Below are 20621 nucleotides of genomic sequence, written 5' to 3'. Positions count from 1 at the left end.
GAGCCTGCTTGCACCTCCAAAACCTGCTCAAAGGAGTCCACGCCAGGCCGGGCATGTACGGCCTGGACGGCTCCTACCCGGCGGCGGTCAATTTTATCCGTGGTTGCGACTTTGGCAATGACTTCGCACTGCTCCGCGGGTTCCGCGAGTGGCTTCTGGTCCGCCTCGGGTACAACTCCAGTCTCGATTGGTCGGCCCTCTGCCTACGCCTGGCCTTCGAGGTGGAGGAATCGGGACGAACGACCGACCCGGTAAGCGCCGAGGAGCACAGGCGGGCCGTCGACACGCTATTCGCACTGGTCGACGGATTCCTCACCGATGCCCGTGACCCACACAAGCTGGCCGCCATGTACCAGGAGTACCAATCATTGGCGGCACATTGACATGTTCTCCGCGAGTTCCAGGGGTGATCGCGTGGTGCTGACCGCACTGGTGCGCGGGGCGGGGGGCCGGCAGGCTAGTTTGCTCGGGTGAGCCTCCTCGATGATGTGGCCGAGCGCGACGGCTGGCGGTGCTGGGTGTGCGACGAACCGGTCGACCCCGACATGTCGGTGAACGACCCGCGGGGGCCCAGCGTCGACAGCCGGACCGCCGACCGGAAGGCCAAGGTCGCCGAGCGGCTCGCGCACCGCGGGTGCAACACCCGCAAGGGCGCGGTCAAAGTGGTCATCGCCTGGCCGGACCGCCTGCACGTGGTCGAACCCGCGCCGCTGATCACCGTCGCCGGGAGGCTGGAGCGCAAGGGGGGCCGCGAGATGGTGGCCCGTTGTCCGACCAGGCCGGACGCCCAGGCGGCGGCGGATTGGCTGGTGGACCGGTTCTCCCGACTGGTACCAGGGCTGCCGGTGACCGCCGACGTCGAGGCGGGCGGCGGCCAGTTCCTCGTCATCCTGGCCACCGGCCGCCGCTGACCGGGGATCACCAAGCGCACCACGCCACCCTCACCACCCGCGCCCGCCCCGAGGGCGGCCTGTCCATCACGGTGCGGTTCGCGCACGACCTCAAGGGTGCCGTGGCGGGGCACAACCGCCGAGTACGCACCCGGATCGCCGCACCCTCAGCGGTCAGCCACAGGGTGATGCGGCGTGTGCAGCGCTCAGCCGTGTCCGGTCCGGCTGGTCGGTGGCAGGATGGGCATCGTGGACGCTGCCCGCAGGAACAACGTGACGGTGATCGGCCGCGGCGATGGGCCGACGGTGCTGCTCGCGCACGGTTTCGGGTGCGATCAGAATCTGTGGCGGCTCGTGGCCCCCGTGCTGGCCGAGCGATTCAGGGTGGTGTTGTTCGACCACGTCGGCGCGGGCAAGTCGGATGTCTCGGCGTGGTCGGCCGAGCGGTACGCGACGCTCGACGCCTACGCCCAGGACATTCTGGACCTCTGTGCCGAGCTCGATCTGCGTGACGTCGTGCTGGTCGGGCACTCGGTGTCGGCGATGATCGCGGTCCTGGCGGCTAATCGGGAGCCGGAGCGGTTCGCGAAGCTGGTGCTGCTGACCCCGTCCCCGTGTTACGTCGATGAAGGTGACTACCGGGGCGGGTTCAGTCGCGCCGACATCGACGAGTTGCTCGGCTCACTGGACTCGAACTACCTGGGCTGGTCGGCGACCATGGCGCCGGTGATCATGGGCAATCCCGACCGGCCGGAACTCGGCGGTGAGCTGGCGGACAGCTTCTGCCGCACCGACCCGGCGATCGCCCGGGTGTTCGCGCAGGTCACTTTCCTGTCCGACAACCGCGCCGATCTGCCGAAGGTCACTGTCCCGACCCTGGTGATCCAAACCGCCCAGGACGCGATCGCGCCGCCCGAGGTCGGCCAGTTCGTCCACGACCAGATCGCCGGCAGCGAACTGGTCACGTTGGACGCGACCGGGCACTGTCCACAATTGAGCGCCCCCGAGGCCACCGCCGCGGCGGTGGTGGCGTTCGCGGACGCGCCGTGATGTGCCAGACCGGTGACGCTGACGGCGGTCACGACGGTCCATCCGACGACGAGAACACCCTGGGGACGACGTTCTCGGCGTTGTTGGAAGACAGCGCCGAGGACCTTTACGAGCACGCCCCGTGCGGATACCTCTCGACGCTGATGGACGGCACCATCGCCAAGGTCAACACCACGCTGCTGACCTGGCTGGGCTACCGGCGTGACGAGTTGGTCGGGCGGCGCCGTTTCCCGGATCTGCTGACCGTCGGCGGCCGGATGTACTACGAGACCCACATCGCCCCGACGTTGGCGATGCACGGCGAAGCCGGTGGCCTCGCACTGGAGCTGAAGACCACGGACGGAGAGCGGCTGCCGGTGCTGGTGACCGCGACGGTCAAGAAGGGCGCCGACGAAGCAGCTCAGTTGATCCGCATCACCATCTTCGACGCCCGCGACCGCCGCGCCTACGAACAAGAACTGCTGCGTGCGCGTCAGCAGGCCGACGAGGAACGTGACCGGGCACGAAAGCTGGCGTCCACCCTGCAACAGACCCTGCTGCCGCCGGTGCTGATGACGGTGCCCGGGATGGAAGTGGCCGCCTATTACCACCCGGCGTCGGTCGACGAGGTCGGTGGCGATTTCTACGATGTGTTCCCACTCGCGGGTGGCACGTGGGGGTTGTTCCTCGGCGACGTGTCCGGCAAAGGCGCGGGCGCGGCCGTGGTGACCTCGCTGACCCGTTACACGTTGCGCGCCGCCGCGGTCTTCGACCCTGACCCGGTTGGTGTGCTGGACAACCTCAACACCGTGCTGCACCAGCAGTCCCGCGGTGGCGACCCTCGCTTCTGCACCGTCATCTACGGCTGGCTCGTTCCCGATGCCACGGGCTGCGCCATCACGTTGGCCAGCGGCGGTCATCCACCCGCGATCGTGGTGCGCGCCGACGGCACCGCGGAGTTCCTCCTCACCCCGGGCGGAATGCTCGTCGGCCCGCTGCCCGACGCGACCTTCACCAGTGTCACTGTGCACCTGGGTCCGGGCGACACCCTGCTGCTTTACAGCGACGGCCTCACCGAAGCCCGTCCCACCCGGAATCGAGCCCGCTACAGCGAGGAGCAACTGCTGGATTTCCTCGCCGCGTCGGCACCAGTCACCGCGCCGGAGGCCATCAGCGCGCTGACCGACCTGCTCGCCGGCTTCAGCGACGGCGTCGAGGACGACACCGCCCTGCTCGCCCTCGGCATCCCCCGACCAGCGGACACCCAGCCGTGAACACCGGTTTCGCCGCTTCCGCACGCACCACCGGAAGCGGGCCGGTCCTCACCTTCACCGGGGAACTCGACGCGTCCACCGCCCCCGCCGCGCACGATGCCGTCCAGCACCTCGCACTCCACGCCGGCGATCAACTGGTCCTCGACCTGGCCGGGCTGCTCTACTGCGACTCCAGCGGGATCACCACCCTCATCGCGGCCCGGGAACGTGCGCTGACCACCGGTGCCGGGTTCGCTCTGGCGGGCGTGCCTCCCCACTTGACCAGAACCCTCGGATTGCTCGGTCTCACCGCTGTCTTCCTCGCCTACCGCACCACCGACCAGGCGCACGAGGCGTGGGCCACCGCACCGAACGCGGAACGCTGACGACGGTGGCACCGCCGGCGGTGCGCGAGTAGCGCATGAAATGCCCGCCGCGGCGATCCAGCACGACCCGGAAGTGACCGGGGTCGCCGACCGGCCAGGTCAGCGGTCCCCGGCCACAGCGCCAAGCGCGGCGCCGTCACCACCACTGACGACGGCACCGGCCCTCGGCGTCCCGCCCGCATTCACGTCCCTGCAGAGGCAACCGCGACCGCCGGCTACACCTGCCCGGTGTCGACCCTCGTCGCGGGCCGGTTACCGGGCTGTTGGCGGTTCTCGAGCTTGATCCCGCACCTGCCGATCAGCGCGACACCGGCACCGATCGTCGTGGCCACCGGAGCGGCCAGCGCCGCGACCACCCCGAGAGCCACCGGCACCTCCAGCACCACATCGTCCTTGCTGTCACGCACGACCACACGGCGGTTGATGCCCTCGTTGACCAACCCGCGAACCGCGTCGACCACAGCGTCGACGGCGGCACGGGAGGACTCGGGCTTGGATTCGCTCATGACTCTCCTCGAACTGCGACTGTCCCTTGACGCCTCCAGCGTGCCCGCGGTCGGACACCCTGCCATCAGGGTTTCCCCTGACCCCCGCCTGATTCATCCCTCAGCAGACCGCTCACCGCCGCCACCGGTCCTGCGCCAGGGACCGCGAAGCCGACTTTGCCCGGCATCTGCCTCACCGCAGCGCGGGCGCCGCACCCCCGGGGCATGTATCTGCGAACCCTCGTGTCGCACCTCATACACATCCCGTACACACTGTCGCGAACCGGAGCACGTGCCGTTCTGATGGAGGGAATCTGGCGAAATCCCGACAACGGACCCGATCCCATGAACACCGAATTCCGCAGTTCTGCGGAATTCGCGAGCCGCACTTCTCCTTCGACGAACGCAGGTGCGGCGCGCGGCCTACAGTCGGATTCCCCTCGTTCGGGAGTCGACCTCACGTCAGAGGAGAACGGTGACCGAAATCCACGCCGCCGAGCCGACGTCGTCCGTCGAGGTCATGGACGAACTCGTGAAGCTGGTGCAGGACCTGACCGAGCGCCCCACGTTCGGCGAACTGCCCGGCGGGCGGCCGGGCGCCCGCCCGGGGAACGACCGGGGCATCCCGCTGGTCTGCCTGGTCCGCGAGCCCAGGTCGGCCGGGCTCCTCAAGGTCCTGCGCGCGCACCTGCGCGGCGCCTACCCGGGCCGGGTTCCGCATGCCTACCACCAGTTTCCCGACGCCGAGGATGAGAACCTGTCGCCGAACCAGGTCGCGGAGGTGGGCGCGGTGCTGGCGGAGGTGGCGCGCGAGCTGTCCGGCGCGGCCAACGGGCGCTACGGGCGGCACGTGTTCCCGCGTTTCCGGCTCGTCTACTGGTTGATGAACCAGCACGCCGAAGGCGGCGAGCACGAGTCGGCCACGAGCCTCCTCACCCGACTGCGCGAACGCGACCTGCGGGGCCGCAGCGAAGACGACCTGATACCCAGGGAGGCGTTCGACACCGCCGCCGACGCCGCGCCGTGGTGGGCGCGCGTGGCGCTGAAGTTGTTGCCCGCGTTCCTGTTCCGGGCGAAGCTGCGCGGTCTGGTCCCGGGCCGGGAGTACCGGTGGCTGCTGCGCCAGCCCTACCTCGCGCCGCACGATCCCGGCACGTTCCTCGGTTTCGCCGAACGGCTCACCGGCACGCTCGCGCCCGGTCGGGGCTCGGAGCCGCACGAGGACGCCGGGCAGCTCGCCAAGCTCCTGGTCAACGCGTTCCTGGAGGACGTCCGCCGGGGGTACCGGCGTTCGCTGTGGCGGGTCCGCTCGGCCCGGCGCACCGTGTATCCGGTGGTGCTGCTCGACGGCATCCGCCGCGACAACGGCGGCTACGCCCTGCTGAAACTGATCAACGACGTGCGCAACGACACCGGCTCGTTCGACCCGCTGATCATCATCAGCGGCAGCGAGAAGGTGCCGCCCGACGCGGCGGCGGCCGACGAGCGGGCCCCGGCGTGGGTGGAGAACGCCGGGCGCGCCTACGAGACCTGGACGCGCAAGCTCGCCACCAACAGCCGGGCGCGCCGGCCCACGGCGTGGTTCCTGCCGCTGCGGGTGCCGCCGGTCGAGGTCGAACCCGGCGAGGTGCCGCCGCTCGCGACGCTGACCGTGCGGCCGGCCCCGATCTGGTCGCGCACGTCGGTCCTCGTGGTGGTGGTCGTGCTCCTGCTGGGCGCCGTGGCGGCGGGCGGGTACTGGCGGATCACCACCGCCGCCGAGGAACGCGACCGGCACTGCGGGTTGTCGCCGGGCGACTCGAACTTCGAGACGCTGACCAGGCTCGACCCCGCCGACTGCGTCGGGGTGAGCAGCAGGGCGATCCCCCTGCTCGACAGCGGGAGCAGCGGGCTCAGGGACCGCTTCATGCACGTGCAGGACCAGATCGCCAAGCAGAACGAGAAGGTGGAGCAGGCCAAAAAGGACAACCAGGACCGGCCCTACGCGACAGTCGTGTACGTGTCGGCGATGAGCGGCCAGCCCGAGTTGCTGGCCACGAACACCGCCCGGCTCATGGGCGTGGCGGCGATGCAGGCCCGGTTGCTGGACGACAACGGCAACGGGCACCCGCTGATCAGGGTGTTGCTGGGCAACGCCGGCCGGGCCATGCAGTACGGCGACCAACTGGTCGAGCACCTGAAGACCTGGATGCGCCGCGACCCGACCATCGTCGGTGTGCTCGGCCTGGCGCAGAGCCGCCAGACGACCCTCGAAACGGTCGTCAAGTTGGGCGGGCAGGGTTTGCCCACCGTAGCCGCCACGTTGTCGGCGAACCAGTTCCCCGCGGCGTCGTCGAGGTACTTCCAGATCTCGCCGACCAACGACCGGGAGGCCCTGGTCGCCGTCGAATACGCGAACAAGCACTACCAGGGCAAGAACAAGGTCCAGATCGTGCGTTCGGCGGACGAAAAAGACCTCTACTCCACCGATCTCGCCAGGAGCTTCCGCGCCCGGTTCACGGACAAGAGTCTGGGAGAGACGAGGGAGGTGGTGGACGACCTGGTCTACCAGCCCACCACCGAAAAAGATCACACGGACGCCCGTGCCGTCGGACAGCAGCTCTGCGCGAGCACGGCGGACACGCTCGTCGTCTACGCGGGCCGCCCCGGCGAGTTCTCCGACCTCCTGGACGGTATCGCCGGCACGTGCCCCGAACAACTGGCCCTGCTGGCCGGCGACGACGTCATGCGGCACGCCGCGGACGCGGACCTCCGCGGGAAGCACCCGAGCGTCGAGTACGACGTGCTGTCCTTCGCGGTCGGAGCCGAGTACTGCAACGCGAAAGAGGACATCTACCGGAAGATGCAGCAGATCTTCAAAGCCGAGTGCGATGCCAACCCGCGCTCCTTCGTCGACGGCCAGGCGACACTGGCCTACGACGCCCTCGACCTCTATTCGCACGCGATGAAGGAGCTGTTCCCCGTCACCAGGCCGTCATCCGGCGACCTGTGGAAGACGATCAGCGACATCGGCCGCCTCCCGGGGATCCCCGGCCCCGATCCCGACCCGAGCAGTCGGCCGGTGCTGAACGGCAAGAGCGGGCCGATCAACTTCCAGGGAGGACAGGTCCCGCGCCAGAAGCGGATCTCGGTCCTCCGCGTCACGCAGGGCGACCCTCCCGCGCTCCGCGCGACCTGCGACGAATCCTGCGTCCTGCCCGCTGGCTGAGCGAGCACGTACACGACCGAGGCGAACCCCTTGGGCCCGAACCACGCCGCGACCAGCCGTTCCCGGATCGGCAAAGATGTTCGCAGCAGCGACAGCAGCACCGCGGCGGGCCGGACCAAGAGGATCGCGACCACCGCGACCGCCCAGTCGCCGACGGCGAACACCGGATCGGTCGGGGACAGTATCGCGCCGATCAGGAACGACTTGATCCAAGGGGCGGTGGTCCTGTCCCCTGGCCGGGCGCGTTCCTGCCGGTTTGGCCGTCGCGTGCCCGACTCGGTAGCGTTAGGCCCGCCGAACCGTGTTCCACGCGGACGGCTGGCGTGCCGGGAAGTCTGGTCGGCGTCCGTGACCGACCGTCCCTGGAGTCGCCCGTGCCCGTCCTCACCGCAGCCCGCGCCCGCAACCACGCGTCCGAGGCCGCGGCCGGCCGATTTCGCCCGGAGTTGCAGGGGCTGCGCGGCGTCGCGGCGATCCTGGTCGTCGTTTACCACGTCTGGCTCGGCCGCGTGTCGGGTGGCGTGGACGTGTTCTTCCTCATCTCCGGCTTCCTGGTGACCGGCCAACTGCTGCGCGCGGCGGCGGGCGACGGGATCGCGTTTCGGCCGCTGTGGGGGCGGATGGTCACGAGGCTGTTCCCCGCCGCGCTGACCGTTCTCACGGTCGTCCTGGTCACGGGCTTCGTGCTGCTGCCCGAGAACCAGTGGTTCCAGACCATCCGCGAGGTCGTCGCCGCCGCGCTGTACCTGGAGAACTGGCAGCTTGTCACGGACTCGGCCGACTACTTCGAGCAGCACAACGAGGCCAGCGTCGTCCAGCACTACTGGTCGCTGTCCATCCAGGGTCAGTTCTACCTGGTCTGGCCGCTCCTGATCGCCCTGGTCGTCGCGGTGGCCCGCCGCGGTGGTCACGCGCCGCGCCGAGCCGTGGCGGCCTGTCTGTCGGTCGTGTTCGCCGCCTCGCTCGCCTGGTCGGTGGTGCTCACCTCCACCGACCAACCGCTGGCCTACTTCCACTCGCTCACCAGGGCGTGGGAGTTCGCGCTCGGCGGGTTGCTCGCCTTGGGCGTCAACGCGTTCACCCCCGCCGCTTCCGTGCGGCCGGCGTTGGGCTGGGCCGGCTTGGCGGGCCTCGTCGCCTGCGGTCTCGTCCTCCGCGTCGGCAGCGCCTTTCCCGGTTACGCCGCGCTGTGGCCGACGCTGTGCGCGGCGGCGGTCATCGCCGCGGGCCGCAGCGGGAGCGTGTTCGGCGCCGACCGGCTGCTCTCCACCCGTCCCGCGCGCTACCTGGGCGACCTCAGCTACACCCTGTACCTGTGGCACTGGCCGGTCCTGGTCTTCTACCTCGTCGTCCGCGACCAGACCGAACCCGGTCCGCACGGCGGTGCGGCCGTCATCGCTTTGTCGCTGGTCTTGTCCGTGGTGACCCACCACCTCGTGGAGAGGCCGGTCCGTCGATCGTCGATCGGCGTGGCGACGGGTCGGGGCGCCTATCGCTTCGCCGCACTCGCGCTGGTTCCCGTCCTCGTGGCGGCCGGCTGCTGGCAGGTGGTCGCCGAGCGCAAGGCGTCCCTCCACGCCGCCGTCGTCGACGACCCCGATCACCCCGGCGCCATGGCCCTCGAACCGGGCTTCGAGTACTGGGGTGCGGAGCATCCCCCCGTCGCGCCGCCGCTAGTCGCCCTGCCGAAGGACTTCGCGGGCATCGAGGGCGGCACCTGCACCACGGCCGCCCACAACAAGGAACTGACGTCCTGCCACAGCCCCGTCACCGGCGAACCCGACAAGCGGATCGTCGTCGTCGGCGACTCCCACATGCAGCAGTACCTCGCCGCTCTCGACCAGGTCGCCCGGCGCCGGAACTGGGAGGTCATCGCCATGAACAAGGGCGCCTGCCCGTTCTCCACCGAGTCCAACGCGATGCCCGGTGACGCCAAGTGCCTCAAGTGGAACGCCGACGCCGTCGACAAGATCCTGTCCCTGCGACCCGACCTCGTGCTGGCCAACGGCACCCGCGACGTCCGGTACGGGCACACCGAGGAGACGCCACCGGGGTTCGTCGCCCAGTGGCGGAACCTGGAGGAAGCCGGGATCGCCGTCGCGGCCGTGCGCGACAACCCCCGACACCCCTTCAAACCCTCGGAGTGCGCGAACACCCACGGTGCCGAGGCACCCCGGTGCAGCACTCCCCGCGCCGACCTGCTCAGCCCCGAACCACCGTACGCACGCATCCCCGACCTGCCGTCCAATGTGGAGTTCCTGGACTTCAGCGACTACTTCTGCCCCGGGGACACCTGTCCGCCGGTCGTCGGCAACGTCTACGTCTACCTCGACGACAGCCATGTCAGCGCCACCTACATGAGCACCATGTCCCCGGTCCTCGAACGAGCGCTCGACGGGCGGTTCGGTCAGGCGGGCGACAACCACTAGCCCCGGTGGAACCCGACCTCAGCCATCGGCCGGCCGGCCGGCGGCGGACACGGAGATCCGGGCGAGTCTCCCTGTCTCCCACTGCAAGCCGAGTCGATGCTCGGCGAGGTCGTAGTTGACGGTGACCTCGTTGATGGCGCGGTTCTCCCAACTGTTGTGCGCAAGGGCGCCGTGCGCCCGCACGTAGGCATCGACCGGTCCCCGTTGCCCGTCGAGGTCGAGCCCGGAGATCACGCGGTCAGCGCTCGGGCAGAGCGCGACATCGACCGTGATCTTCTTCACCAGCCCGTCGAGCAAGGCGATGTCGACGCCGTCCGGACTTGAGTCCACCGGGTCCAGCGCACTCTGCCGGACGGTCGAGTCGGGGAAGAGCCTGCGCAGTTCCGCATACGGTGCAGAGCGCTCGGACGCACCCAGAGCGGCGTACATCGTCGCGATGACGCCGGTCAACGACGTCCCGGGGACAGGGGGCAGGTCGGTCGGCAGAGCCTCGGTCCGCCGAGGTGCTGGTCGCAGGTCCCGACCACCGAAGTCGACCACCCGGTCCCAGATCCAGTCGGCCATCGACTCGGCGACGGGCTCGTCGGGATGTCCGGGTCGACGCTTGACCAGCGCCCCGAGCGCGACGACGACCAGGTACACCCCGGCGTCGTCGGTCATCACCTGTTCCCAGACCTCGTTCTCGGGCCAGTCCGGGTGCGCTGCCGGGTCGGCCTCGATCTCGGCGCTCATGGCGATGATCTCGGCCGCTGACAGCAGGCGGAACGGCTCGGCCAGCCCCCAGGCGGCACCGGAGCCCGGCTGCTGGCCGTCGTGCCAGGCCACCAGGTCCTCCGCGGCCACGGAGCCGAGCTTGTCGCTCTCGGGCACATCGGAGATCGAAGCTCCTGGTCGCAGAGTGGCGCGCAGGTCGGCGGGCAGCACGTCGTCCAACGCCGCCAGCGCGGAAGCCAGGTCGGTGCCGAGCATCTTGTCGCGGAGTTGCCGCCACCCCAGCTCGATCGCCCCCGTGCGGCGGATGTCCTCCAGCGTGATGTCCTGGGCGTGAGCGTTCTCGACGATCCGCAGCATCGTCCGAGCCGTCCCCACCAGGCCCTGCAGCAGGTCTTCTGTCGGGTTCTCGCGCAGCAGTCGCAGACCGAGTTGTTCGGCGTCGGCGAACCGGTACTGCACCAGGTAGGACCAGCCGAGCATCAGAGCGACCCAGGAGTTCGCCGCATCGGCCCGGACGGCCTCCTCGGCCGCGGGGACGAACCGGTCGGGTGGTGCGAAGCTCCCCAGCAGATACGCCGCGCGTTTCCCGAGCGCGTTGGGGAGTTCGTCCGGTGCCGTCCGAGAGCACAGCGCCACCGCCTCGTCGAGTTGGCGCCACCCGTCCTCGTGCTCCCCGCAGAGTGCCTTGGCAAAGCCCAGCTCCGTCCAGTCGCCCCACTCCTCGTGGTCCTCGCCCAGCACTGTGCGCGCCCAGCGCAGCGCCTCGGGATGATCGTGCTCGGCGAACGCGAGATGTCGAAGGGCACGAGCCGCGTTGACGAACTGGTGGTCGCGGCGACCAGCCACCTGGAGGTAGAGACGCCGCGCTTCGCCGGCCTGGCCGCAGACCTCCAGGTGGTTGGCGAGCAACAGCGACACGCTGCTCCGCTCCGGCTGGGCCGCGAGCACCTGCAACGCCAGCTCGGCGACCTTGGGATGCGCCGGCTGTGCCGCGAAGAGCTCCCAGGCGAGGTCCAGGGTTCGCTCCACGGCGTCGTTGTCGTCGGCGGCCGTGCGGCCGGAGTTCCTCATCGCATGCCTCGCTTGACCCGGTACACCCGGAGTTGGTCGAAAGTGCCGTCGTCGACGCCGTACTCCAGCACCGGCGCCACCTGGTCGAACCAGGACGTCGTGGACGGGGTGATGCCGCCGACCGCGGCCAGCATCGCGTCGGTGGTGACCGGCACCAGCTCACCGCCGCTCATCGACTCGACCATGGCCTGCTGCAGCACGGTGGTCGTCAAGTGCTTGAGGTCAGCACCGGAGAACCCCTCCGTGGCCGCCGCGACGGCGAGGACATCCACGCCGTCGGCAGGCTTGCCCTCCAGCGCGCCCTGGACGATCGCCGCCCTGGCGACCGCGTCCGGTGGCAGCACCAGCACCGTCTTGTCGATCCGGCCCGGTCGGCGCAGCGCGGAGTCGATGTCCCAAGGTCGGTTCGTGGCGGCCAGGAAGTAGACCCCGTCGTTCACGCCGGCCACGCCGTCGAGCTCCTCCAGTAGCTGGGTGACGAGCATCCGCATCGTCTGCGACCCGCCGCCACCGGAGGTACGCCGTCCGCCGAGCGCGTCGAACTCGTCGAAGAAGATCACGCACGGCGCTGCCGCGCGTGCGTTGCGGAACACGCTCTGGATTGCCTTCTCGCTCTCCCCGACCCACTTGCCGAGCAGGTCCGCGAGGGTCACGTGGAGGAAGGACGCACCGAGATCGCCGGCGATCGCCCTGGCGATGAACGTCTTGCCGCACCCGGGTGGGCCGTACATCAGCAGTGACCCGCCCGGCTTCTGCCCGAACGCCGCCGCCATCTCGGGATTGCGCAGCGGAGCCAGGAACGCGGTGTCGAGATGCCGCTTGACCTCGGCGAGGCCCGCGACGTCAGCCAGCGTCACGGCCGGGCGTTCGGCGTCCCACAGCGACTCTGACACGGCAGCGCTGCTGTCCTGACGGTCCTGGTGGGCCGGGGTCGGAACCGGTTCGCTTCCCGCGGACCGTGCTGTCGGTGCGGACGACGCGGCTGGGGGCGCGGTCTCGGCGGGCGGCGGCGGGTTCGAGGTCCGCAACCGCGCCGCCATCAGCCGGGCACGCAGCAGGCGGACCCGCGCCGGATCACCGCCGAGCGCCTCGAACGCCTTCAGTTCGGTGGCGGCGCGGCCCGGGTCCTGCTCCAGCAGTAGGGTGATGAAGTCCTCACGCAACGCCAGATTGCCGGGGTCGGCCTCCACCTCGCGGGCGATCACCTCGACGAAGCTGTCGCCCGGATCGGCGCCGTTCACTGCCCGGCCCCTTCGATCCAGCCCTTGAGCAGACCCAGGTTCGCCAGCGGGATGTAGTGACCGAGCCGCGGATGGTCCAGCGTCACACCGAAGACGCCGGCCTTGCCGAACGAGGCGACATAGTCGATCGCAGCCGACACCGGCATGCTGAACAACGGCGCCGCGCCACTCCCCGAGTCGACCAGTCCGAGGGTGCGGGTGGCTTCATTCGCCCGTGCGGCGCTGCTGTAGAGGCAGATCATCGGCCCTTGCTCGGCGGCCACGGCATAGGGACGGGGACGGTCGGCCGAGCCCCGCGCGATGAAGAACCAGTGCTCCAACGCGGTCACCTGCCGCCACAGCGCGATCTGCGCCGTCGTGTCTCCCGCGGGCGCTGCTTTGACCGCCGCATCAAGGCGGTCCAACTCGGCGACCACCTCGGAGTTGTCGTCTCTGGTCATTCGGTTCTCTCTCGTCTGCTCCGCTGTCCACAGTGGCGGTCACGACTCGATGTGTCTGCCACAGCGCCTTCCCGTCACGTGACCCGACGCGGGTCAAGCCATCGGTTCCCCGGCTGGCTGAAGCAGCGGACTTCACCGGTCACGACGTCCACGACCATCGCCCCAAGCGAGTACGGATGGAGGTAGACCGAATCCCGGGTGACCAGCGGAGCGTGCCGGTACGTCCACTGCTTACCGGGAACCCTTACATCCCAGAGCACCCGCACTCGCGACCGACAAGCTATTCGAGTGACGAGCGGGCCGCATCGGTCGTTCGCACCACACCCGCCGATTCACGCCACGCCTGCCAGGCCGCCACGCGGGCGTCTACCCGGCGATCCGGGCTTCACGGCTGACGCCGACCGAAGCGCCGGCGGCTCCCCGGACACTGCTCGGCGCGGGGCTGCTCTCCCGCGCCGAGCGTGCCGGTCAGAGGTACCCGTTGCTGATGTAGGTCAGGCTGAAGTTGCCGGTGCCGTCGAAGTAGCGTTCGACCAGCTTGGCCGGGTCGGTGGCGAGCAGGCCCTTCTGCAGTGCGGAACCGTCGTCGTGGTCGTCCCAACCCCATGGCGCGTTGGCCACGTCGTCCTTGCCGTCATCGCCTTTGAAGACACCGAATTGCGCGAACGTCGCCGGGGAGTTCTACGCCGGGAACGAGAACGTTGCTCCAGTCCCGAGGGTGGAAGAAGCCGTAGACGAGGAACCAGTGCGTCCCGGTCGTCACGACCGAGTAGTACACCGCGCCGGTCAGCCGGGACGGGTCGTCGTCCTGGTTCTCCCAGTTGTTGTCCGCGAACCAGTCCCCGTCGAAATCGACCTTGGTGAGGTAGTCGGCGTCGTAGTTCGTACCGTTGGTGTCCTGGTAGTGCACCGGAGCCCAGTGCAGGGCGACGACAGCGTTGGGCACCACCGGTGACGCCTGCGCCACCGGTGGTGCCACGGACAACGCCAAGGCGACCGCCATCGTCAGCCACTTCCTGATCATGCTCGACCTCCACGGACCGTCAGGGCGGCGGAAGCACCGCGCTCGCCGCACTATCGCCACGTGCCCTGAAACGGACCTGAAACCCTGCTGGCGTTCCGCCTCACCGACTGAATCCGGCTCATCCACAGGACTCGCCGATCCCGCCCGCACCCGGAATCGCGGAGATGACCGCCGTGGCCGGCGAACCCGAGTTCGGCCAGCACCTGTCAGGCGAACGCGAAGTGGACGTTGCCGCACGTGTCCCAGAAGACGGTCCGGGTGCCTCCGTCACCGCTGCACGCCCGGTACATGACCCACTGCCCTTCGGCGATCTCCAGATTGGCGTCGACCGGATTGTCCGGGCTGTCGTGGCCGTGCGAGTTCCAGACCACGGTGTGGTTGCGGCCTCTGCCCTGGACCCAGTAGACGCCGACGGCGGAGAGGCCGTTCGCATTGGCGTCCTCGACGTACAGGTGTTCGCCGTCCGGCTGGAAGGTGACCTTGGAAACGCAGCTATTGTAGTTGCAGGCCGACGCCTCCGCCCAGTCCGGGCTGAGTCGGACGGTCCCGATCACCGGGCGGTGATCGGAGAACGTGGTGTCCGGCACGGTAGGCCGCGCGGTCTCGGTCAGCAGCCGCATGAAGATGTAGTCGTACTTGCGGCCCGAGTTGATCCGGGTGCCCGCGCAACCCGGGTTGGTGTTGCGGTTGCAGTTGCGATCGATGTCGCGCAAGCCGGCGTTGAACAGCGGCACGAGGGCGAGGTGCTGGTCCGGCGGTCGGTACGTGGTCTCCCGACCCACCTCGGGCGACGCGTTCAGGTCGCCGAGGACGAGTGCTCGGGGCACCGCCATGGTCGCCTCGGCCAACTCCTTGGCCTGCGCGGTGAGTTCCGGCGTTCCCGGCTCTTCGAGGTGGGTGTTGAAGACCCGGACCAACGCGCCGTCCACATCGACGGTGCCGTACATGTAGCCACGTTTCTCTTCGGAGCTCTGAGTCGCGTACCTGACCATCTTGACGTCGGTCATGGGGCGCAGCGACAGCATCGCCTGGCCGAAGTCGGACGTCGGTATGCCGCAGTAGGCCTTGCTCTCCACCATCCCGTATTCGAGCTGGTAGTCGAGTCCGTGCGTCTCGCGAAGCCTCTTCGCCACCCCGTCGATGTCGTTCTTGCACGCCTCCTGCACACCGACGATGTCGGGCCGGTGCGCGGCGATCGTGTCCGCCCAGCCGTTGATCTCCTCGAATTCCGCACCGGCGCCCAGGTTCCAGGTCATGACCTTGACCCGATCCTCCAGGAACGGCGCGGTCGACCGCGAAGCGAAGGTGGAGGCGGGCTGGTCGGGCGAGGCCGTCACCCCGGCGGGTTGCTGCGTCTCTCCACAGGTGTCCCACAGGACTTGCCGAGCGCCGTATTCGCCGATGCAGGCGCGGAACTTGACGTACTTCCCGGCCGGCACATCCGGCTCGATCTGGTGAACGGTCGTGGTCCCGGCGCCGTGGGCCCAAACGTAGACGGGTGGGCCGGTGCGGCCTTCGACCCAGTACACCGCGACCGCGGAGCTGTCGTCCGCGTGGTTGTCCTTGACAGTGAGGATTTCGCGGCCGGAACCGTTGACGGTGAGCGTCGCCTCCGCACTGCAACTTCCGATGTTGCACACTCGCGCCGCAGCCAGGTCCGGTGCTGTCCTACTCGGGAAATCAACCTCCTGCGGGGTCGCCGAGACCGGCAACGTCCACAGTGGAAGCAACGCCACAGCGGTCGCTGCGACGATCATCCGATTCCCCCGACGAGTCCTCGTCATGACCCCTCCCCTGGAATTGCGTCCAGCACGAGGGCACACGAAGTCGCACTAACGACGAAGGACACGAAGCCCCAGCGCACCGTATGCGCGCCACCATGCGCGACACCCGTGCGAACCCCCTGAACATGTCGGATCGTCGCACCTCCATGCCGAGCACGACACCACTATGCGGTGGCCGGAACTTCCGCCCGAAGGCACTAAGATCAGCCGGCATCGATGTGTCGGGCCACAGCGTCGATCGAGCCGGCGCCGGTGACACCTTCCGGCCGATCAACCGTCACGTTCCGCCCGCTTCACCTTGCCGCTACCCCAGCCGGCCAGGAGCACACCGACGGCGGTGATCACGACGTAGCAGGACAGCCACACCGGGAACCCACCGGGAACCCAGCCGAGGAGTCCGGCATTGGCACGGTCAGCCAGTAGCCGGATACCGCCCTGTGCTCCGAGGACCAGCAGGACCATGCCCACGATCAGGCCTGCCAGAGGTTGCGCTCGCATGTCGTCATCTCCTACTCGATGTTGTGGTGCGATCGAACCATAACAGGTCTTGGTACGATCGCACCACAACGTCCCCACGGGGATTCTCGGGAAGGACGAGCGGCATGCCCCGACAGGTGGACCACGACCTGCGTCGTCGCCACATCGCGCAAGCCGTGTGGCGACTGGCCACCCGAGGCGGCCTGGAACAGGTGACCCTGAGGCAGGTCGCCACTGAAGCCGGCGTCTCCGCCCGACTTCTCCAGTACTACTTCGGCACACGCGGCCAGTTGTTGCTCGGCGCGCTCGAAATCCTGAACACCGAAGCCGAGCGACGCGCCCGAGAACGCCTGACGACGTCCGGCGAGCCACCCGGCACGCGCACCGTCGTGCGCGGAGTGCTGCTGGAACTGCTCCCCCTGGACGAGGAACGACGGAACCGGCATCTCGTGTACGCCGCGTACTTCGTCCGTTTCCTGACCGACCCAGACCTTGCCGAAGCGGCACAGAACGAACCGGATGCACTGGAGAACCTCGTCGCCGGCTTGCTCACCCGGGGACAGCAACTCAGCGAGGTAGTCCAGCACATCGACCCCGCGGCGGAGGCCGCGTTCCTCGTAGCGGGCGCCGAGGGGCTGCAAGCCGGCGTCCTGCTCGGGCAGCACACTCCCGAACGAGCCGTAGCCCTTATCGACCACCAACTCGACCGCATCTTCACGAGCACGTGAAGCACCTACCCGTCCTTCGCCACACGCGCACACTTCGACGTCCGGGTTCGTACTTGCGTCGTCGCGCACTTCTACGACGCCGAGTCCGGCCGCAAAGACCTATCAGCAGGCAGTGTTGTGTTGGCCGTGTGTTCGGTGTGCAAAGCCTGTCCGATCGGGAATGCGATGGTGTTGACTGTCCGGCATGTCGCACTCGGAGACCCCTGTACCGCAGCCGTCACCGCCTCAGCCGCAGGCCACGACCACACCACCCCGGGCCGGCAATGGCCTGTTGGCAGCCGCGATCCTGGTCGCCGGCATCGGCGGAGGCCTGCTGGCGTGGCACCCGTGGGACAAGGACACCGTGCCGGCGCCGCCACCCAAGGACCCGCAGCGCATCACAATCCAGAAAATCGGCGACCAGAGCGACACGACCGGCGACGACTCGACACGACCGGTCTACTGCATGACCAACGAGACCGGCGGCCTGTACTGCATCGTCATGCCCGGCCGCTACACCCACATCCGGGAAGACCGGCGCTGAGCGGACGCATGCCGGGTCCGCGGCGACTCTCCGTCCGCACTGCGCCTTCGGACCGACTCACACCAGTTGGCGAGCCGCCGACCATCGGGACACCACCCCGGCCTCGGCCTCGCTCTTTCCGGTGCGCCGGCAAGGGCCGGCGCCCGGCTCCTGATGACCGTTCCGTCGGATGGAACGCTCCGCAAGGTCATCACTTGCACTAGAGGGCGTTGCGGATCTCATCACTTTCGCATCGACTATAGACGGATACCGTCATCGGACGTACGGTGCCCGCATGAGTTCACCAGACGGAAGAACGCCCGCCGGGTGGTGGGAGCGGGCGTCCCTGGACGCGCGCCTGGCCGCCGCCTTGCAGGCCAACCCCCGGGTGAGCTGGCGGGACCTGGCCAGGGCCGTGGAGAGTTCCGAGTCCACGGTGGCCCGCCGGGTACGGGCGCTGACCACATCCGGCGCCCTGCGCACCACCGTCGTGGTGGACTCGATCCGCACCGGCCGCGGTTTCCCGGTGACCGTGTACTTCGCGGTCACCAACAAGTCGCTGCGGACGCTGGCCGATCACCTGGTCGCCAGGCAGGACGTGCGCATGGTCGCCGTGCTGACCGGTCGCTACGGGCTGCTCGCGGAGTTCATCACCCCGTCCACCGAAGACCTGGCCACGATCCTGCTGGACACGCTGACCGGGGTGGACGCCACCTTCGAGTCGATGTCGGAACCGGTGTTGCGGGAGTTCAAGTCTACTGTGGACTGGAGCCATTCACTGGTCGCCGACATTCCCGGCGTGCGCCTGCCGCTGCTGGACCTGGCTCCGGACGAGGAGCCGATGGCGCTGGACCCGGTGGAGGAGGCCATCGCCGAGCTGCTGCGGGTCGACGGCCGGATGAGCTTCGCCGACCTGGCCCAGGCGACCGGCTTGAGCGAGTCGGCGGTGCGCCGCCGCACCGACGCGCTCATCGCGGCCGGCCGGGTGCACCCGATGACCCTGGTGGACGCCCGGTTGCTCGGCTTCCACATCCAGGCGTTCGCCTGGGTCGACCTCGCGCCGTCGGCTCTGGCGGACGCGGTGCGCGCGCTGGCCGCGCGCCAGGAAGTGCGGTACGTGGCGGCCACCGCCGGGGACAGCGACCTGTTGGTGGAGCTGATCATGCCCACCCAGGCCGACCTGCTCCGGTTCCGGACCGAGGTGCTCGGCAACCTCCCCGGCGTGCGCGGCACCCGGGTGTCGATCAACGTCCGGACCCTCAAACGGGCCTTCCTCCCGGTCGGGGTGCCCGGCTCGGACGGCGAGTAATGCCGCAAAAGGAGAAACGATGACGATTCTCGACAGCCGCAGACGGAAGATGGTCGTGGCCGCCGCAGCCGCGGGCCTGCTCGTGACCGCGTGCGCCGGTGGCCCCGGTCCCGGCCCCGGCACCGGGACCGCAGCCGGTGTGGAGACCGAGTTCGACAGCTTCGTCTGGGCGTTGCAGCAGCTCCCGGTGTCACTGGACCTGGCGAAGGACGCGACGGTCAACACCCAGCAGGTGCTCAGCCTGGTGACCGAACCGCTGGAACGGGTGTCGAACGACGGCACCTTCCGCCCCGCGCTGGCCGCGAGTGTCACCCAGCCCGATCCGACGTCCGTCGTGTACGAGCTGACGCCCGGCGCGCAGTTCTCCGACGGCACCCCGGTGACGGCCGAAGACGCCGTGTGGAGCCTTCAGCACGTGACCGACGCCAAGGCGGGCGCGCAGACCGCCGGGCGGGTCAAGAGCATCGACAGCATCACGGCGACCGGGCCGACGACGGTCACCGTGAAGCTGAAGTTCCCCGACCCGACGGCGCGCGACAACCTCGCGGTGATCTCCTACGTGCAGTCGAAGAAGGCCGCCGAGGCGGCCGGCTCGGGACTGGGCACGCCGTCCGGGCTGCCGGTGGGCTCCGGACCGTACGTGTTCAAGTCAAGCGGTCCTGACAAGATCTCGATGGAGCGCAACGCCAAGTACGCCGGCGACCCGCCCAAGGCCAAAGCGGTCTCGTTCGTTCCGATCAAGGACGACAACACCGGCCAGTTGGCGATGCGCTCGAACTCGATCAACGGCGCCCAGGTGACCAACGTCAAGCAGATCGGGCAGTGGAACGGCATCTCCGGAGCGCAGACCGTCCAGTTGCCGGCGAACGTCACCAGCTACCTGACCCTGGACACGTCGCAGCCGCCGTTCGACGACATCCACGCGCGGCGTGCGGTCGCCTACTCGATCGACCGGCAGGGCGTGTCCCGCGCGGTCTACGGCGCCAACGGCGTGGTGCTCCGGGGCCTGGTGCCGCAGACCCTGCTGGAAGGGGTCGCCGGATCACCCGCGACGGCCGAGAGCTTCCTCGCGACCCTGCCGCAGTACGACCTGGACAAGGCCAAGGCCAAGGCCGAACTGGCGCAGTCCGGGACGCCGGGCGGGTTCAGCGTCACCATCCCCTACACCACCAGCTCGCCGTGGGCGGAGCCGACGATCCTGAACCTCCAGGAGAACATGAAGGAACTGGGTGTGACGATCACGCCGAAACCGGAGTCCCCCGAGGTGTGGGCGAAGCGGGTGTTCGCCCACGACACGCCGGGCATCCAGTCGATGCAGCTCATCGCCACCATCCCGGACCCGAACGCGGTGCTGCCGCGGGTGGTGGGCCAGGCCGGCATCGCCGCGCCGGGCCTGAACCTGGCCAACTGGACCACACCGAAGATCGAGGACGACGTCAAGGCGCTGACCGGTTCCGTGGACCGGAACGCGCGGTGGGCGGCCACCCAGTCGGTGCTCACGCAGATCTCCGAGCAGTTGCCCTACATCCCGCTGTACGCGCCGAACTTCGTGGTCGCGCTCGGCAAGGGGTTCACCTTCTCGGCGCCGGTGAACCAGTCCGACATCCTGGACGGGACCTGGATCCAGCGCGTCCGGGCGACGGCGTGATGC

General features: G+C 69.1%; 19 protein-coding genes. 11 read left to right on the top strand and 8 right to left on the bottom strand.

Annotation, left to right across the window (positions count from 1 at the left end; genetic code table 11):
- The first annotated feature begins 8 nt into the window (after window positions 1-8).
- From ACQPZF_RS11720 to ACQPZF_RS11700, 5 genes are all read left to right on the top strand, one after another.
- On the top strand, window positions 9-383 hold the full coding sequence (locus ACQPZF_RS11720) for a hypothetical protein (protein ID WP_433271178.1): 375 nt from the start codon (window positions 9-11) through the stop codon (window positions 381-383).
- Between the two features lie 87 nt (window positions 384-470).
- On the top strand, window positions 471-911 hold the full coding sequence (locus ACQPZF_RS11715) for a hypothetical protein (protein WP_433271176.1): 441 nt from the start codon (window positions 471-473) through the stop codon (window positions 909-911).
- Between the two features lie 219 nt (window positions 912-1130).
- Entirely contained in the window at window positions 1131-1940 is an 810-nt protein-coding gene (locus tag ACQPZF_RS11710) for an alpha/beta fold hydrolase (RefSeq protein WP_433271174.1), read from the top strand.
- Window positions 1940-3193, top strand: coding sequence for a SpoIIE family protein phosphatase (locus ACQPZF_RS11705; RefSeq protein WP_433271172.1), 1254 nt, complete (start codon window positions 1940-1942; stop codon window positions 3191-3193). The genes ACQPZF_RS11710 and ACQPZF_RS11705 overlap by 1 nt, the downstream gene beginning before the upstream one ends.
- Complete coding sequence (locus tag ACQPZF_RS11700) at window positions 3190-3558, top strand: STAS domain-containing protein (protein WP_433271171.1); 369 nt, start codon at window positions 3190-3192, stop codon at window positions 3556-3558. The genes ACQPZF_RS11705 and ACQPZF_RS11700 overlap by 4 nt, the downstream gene beginning before the upstream one ends.
- A 215-nt stretch (window positions 3559-3773) precedes the next feature.
- On the opposite strand, the gene ACQPZF_RS11695 is transcribed toward ACQPZF_RS11700, so the two are convergent.
- Entirely contained in the window at window positions 3774-4064 is a 291-nt protein-coding gene (locus tag ACQPZF_RS11695; protein ID WP_433271169.1) for a DUF4342 domain-containing protein, read from the bottom strand.
- 454 nt (window positions 4065-4518) lie between these two features.
- Between ACQPZF_RS11695 and ACQPZF_RS11690 the strand changes: the two genes are divergently transcribed.
- Window positions 4519-7251, top strand: a complete 2733-nt coding sequence (locus tag ACQPZF_RS11690; protein ID WP_433271167.1) for an ABC transporter substrate-binding protein — start codon at window positions 4519-4521, stop codon at window positions 7249-7251.
- A 374-nt stretch (window positions 7252-7625) separates the two neighbouring features.
- Complete coding sequence (locus ACQPZF_RS11685; RefSeq protein WP_433271165.1) at window positions 7626-9680, top strand: acyltransferase family protein; 2055 nt, start codon at window positions 7626-7628, stop codon at window positions 9678-9680.
- 18 nt (window positions 9681-9698) lie between these two features.
- On the opposite strand, the gene ACQPZF_RS11680 is transcribed toward ACQPZF_RS11685, so the two are convergent.
- From ACQPZF_RS11680 to ACQPZF_RS11650, 7 genes are all read right to left on the bottom strand, one after another.
- Complete coding sequence (locus ACQPZF_RS11680) at window positions 9699-11465, bottom strand: tetratricopeptide repeat protein (protein ID WP_433271163.1); 1767 nt, start codon at window positions 11463-11465, stop codon at window positions 9699-9701.
- Window positions 11462-12706: an ATP-binding protein gene (locus ACQPZF_RS11675; RefSeq protein WP_433271161.1), complete on the bottom strand. Its 1245-nt coding sequence runs from the start codon at window positions 12704-12706 to the stop codon at window positions 11462-11464. The genes ACQPZF_RS11680 and ACQPZF_RS11675 overlap by 4 nt, the downstream gene beginning before the upstream one ends.
- Window positions 12703-13122, bottom strand: coding sequence for a hypothetical protein (locus ACQPZF_RS11670; protein WP_433271159.1), 420 nt, complete (start codon window positions 13120-13122; stop codon window positions 12703-12705). The genes ACQPZF_RS11675 and ACQPZF_RS11670 overlap by 4 nt, the downstream gene beginning before the upstream one ends.
- 492 nt (window positions 13123-13614) lie before the next feature.
- Window positions 13615-13767 carry a hypothetical protein gene (locus ACQPZF_RS11665; RefSeq protein WP_433271157.1) on the bottom strand — a complete coding sequence of 51 codons (153 nt, stop codon included), beginning with the start codon at window positions 13765-13767 and terminating at the stop codon, window positions 13615-13617.
- 13 nt (window positions 13768-13780) lie between these two features.
- Window positions 13781-14170, bottom strand: coding sequence for a hypothetical protein (locus tag ACQPZF_RS11660; RefSeq protein ID WP_433271156.1), 390 nt, complete (start codon window positions 14168-14170; stop codon window positions 13781-13783).
- A gap of 206 nt (window positions 14171-14376) precedes the next feature.
- Window positions 14377-15810 (bottom strand): endonuclease/exonuclease/phosphatase family protein, encoded by a 1434-nt coding sequence (locus ACQPZF_RS11655; RefSeq protein WP_433271154.1) that lies wholly within the window; start codon window positions 15808-15810, stop codon window positions 14377-14379.
- A 414-nt stretch (window positions 15811-16224) separates the two neighbouring features.
- Window positions 16225-16452, bottom strand: a complete 228-nt coding sequence (locus tag ACQPZF_RS11650) for a hypothetical protein (RefSeq protein ID WP_433271152.1) — start codon at window positions 16450-16452, stop codon at window positions 16225-16227.
- 116 nt (window positions 16453-16568) lie between these two features.
- Between ACQPZF_RS11650 and ACQPZF_RS11645 the strand changes: the two genes are divergently transcribed.
- The 4 genes from ACQPZF_RS11645 (at window position 16569) to ACQPZF_RS11630 (ending at window position 20618) form a co-directional block, all read left to right on the top strand.
- A complete protein-coding gene (locus ACQPZF_RS11645) occupies window positions 16569-17159 on the top strand; it encodes a TetR/AcrR family transcriptional regulator (RefSeq protein WP_433271150.1) in 591 nt (196 codons plus the stop codon).
- Between the two features lie 271 nt (window positions 17160-17430).
- A complete protein-coding gene (locus ACQPZF_RS11640; RefSeq protein ID WP_433271148.1) occupies window positions 17431-17682 on the top strand; it encodes a hypothetical protein in 252 nt (83 codons plus the stop codon).
- A gap of 274 nt (window positions 17683-17956) precedes the next feature.
- Entirely contained in the window at window positions 17957-18970 is a 1014-nt protein-coding gene (locus ACQPZF_RS11635; RefSeq protein ID WP_433271146.1) for an Lrp/AsnC family transcriptional regulator, read from the top strand.
- Between the two features lie 19 nt (window positions 18971-18989).
- Window positions 18990-20618 (top strand): ABC transporter substrate-binding protein, encoded by a 1629-nt coding sequence (locus ACQPZF_RS11630; RefSeq protein WP_433271131.1) that lies wholly within the window; start codon window positions 18990-18992, stop codon window positions 20616-20618.
- Window positions 20619-20621 lie beyond the last annotated feature (3 nt).

It is taken from the genome of Actinosynnema sp. CS-041913 (genome assembly GCF_050942485.1).
Classification (GTDB): Bacteria; Actinomycetota; Actinomycetes; order Mycobacteriales; family Pseudonocardiaceae; genus Actinosynnema.
This window is presented reverse-complemented; position numbering and strand designations above follow the sequence as displayed.

Excerpts from the sequence above, each read along its gene's own strand:
- ACQPZF_RS11660 (WP_433271156.1), bottom strand. The coding sequence starts at position 14,170 with ATGATCAGGAAGTGGCTGACGATGGCGGTCGCCTTGGCGTTGTCCGTG.
- ACQPZF_RS11630 (WP_433271131.1), top strand. The coding sequence starts at position 18,990 with ATGACGATTCTCGACAGCCGCAGACGGAAGATGGTCGTGGCCGCCGCA.
- ACQPZF_RS11635 (WP_433271146.1), top strand. The coding sequence starts at position 17,957 with ATGAGTTCACCAGACGGAAGAACGCCCGCCGGGTGGTGGGAGCGGGCG.
- ACQPZF_RS11710 (WP_433271174.1), top strand. The coding sequence starts at position 1,131 with ATGGGCATCGTGGACGCTGCCCGCAGGAACAACGTGACGGTGATCGGC.
- ACQPZF_RS11705 (WP_433271172.1), top strand. The coding sequence starts at position 1,940 with ATGTGCCAGACCGGTGACGCTGACGGCGGTCACGACGGTCCATCCGAC.
- ACQPZF_RS11650 (WP_433271152.1), bottom strand. The coding sequence starts at position 16,452 with ATGCGAGCGCAACCTCTGGCAGGCCTGATCGTGGGCATGGTCCTGCTG.
- ACQPZF_RS11680 (WP_433271163.1), bottom strand. The coding sequence starts at position 11,465 with ATGAGGAACTCCGGCCGCACGGCCGCCGACGACAACGACGCCGTGGAG.
- ACQPZF_RS11695 (WP_433271169.1), bottom strand. The coding sequence starts at position 4,064 with ATGAGCGAATCCAAGCCCGAGTCCTCCCGTGCCGCCGTCGACGCTGTG.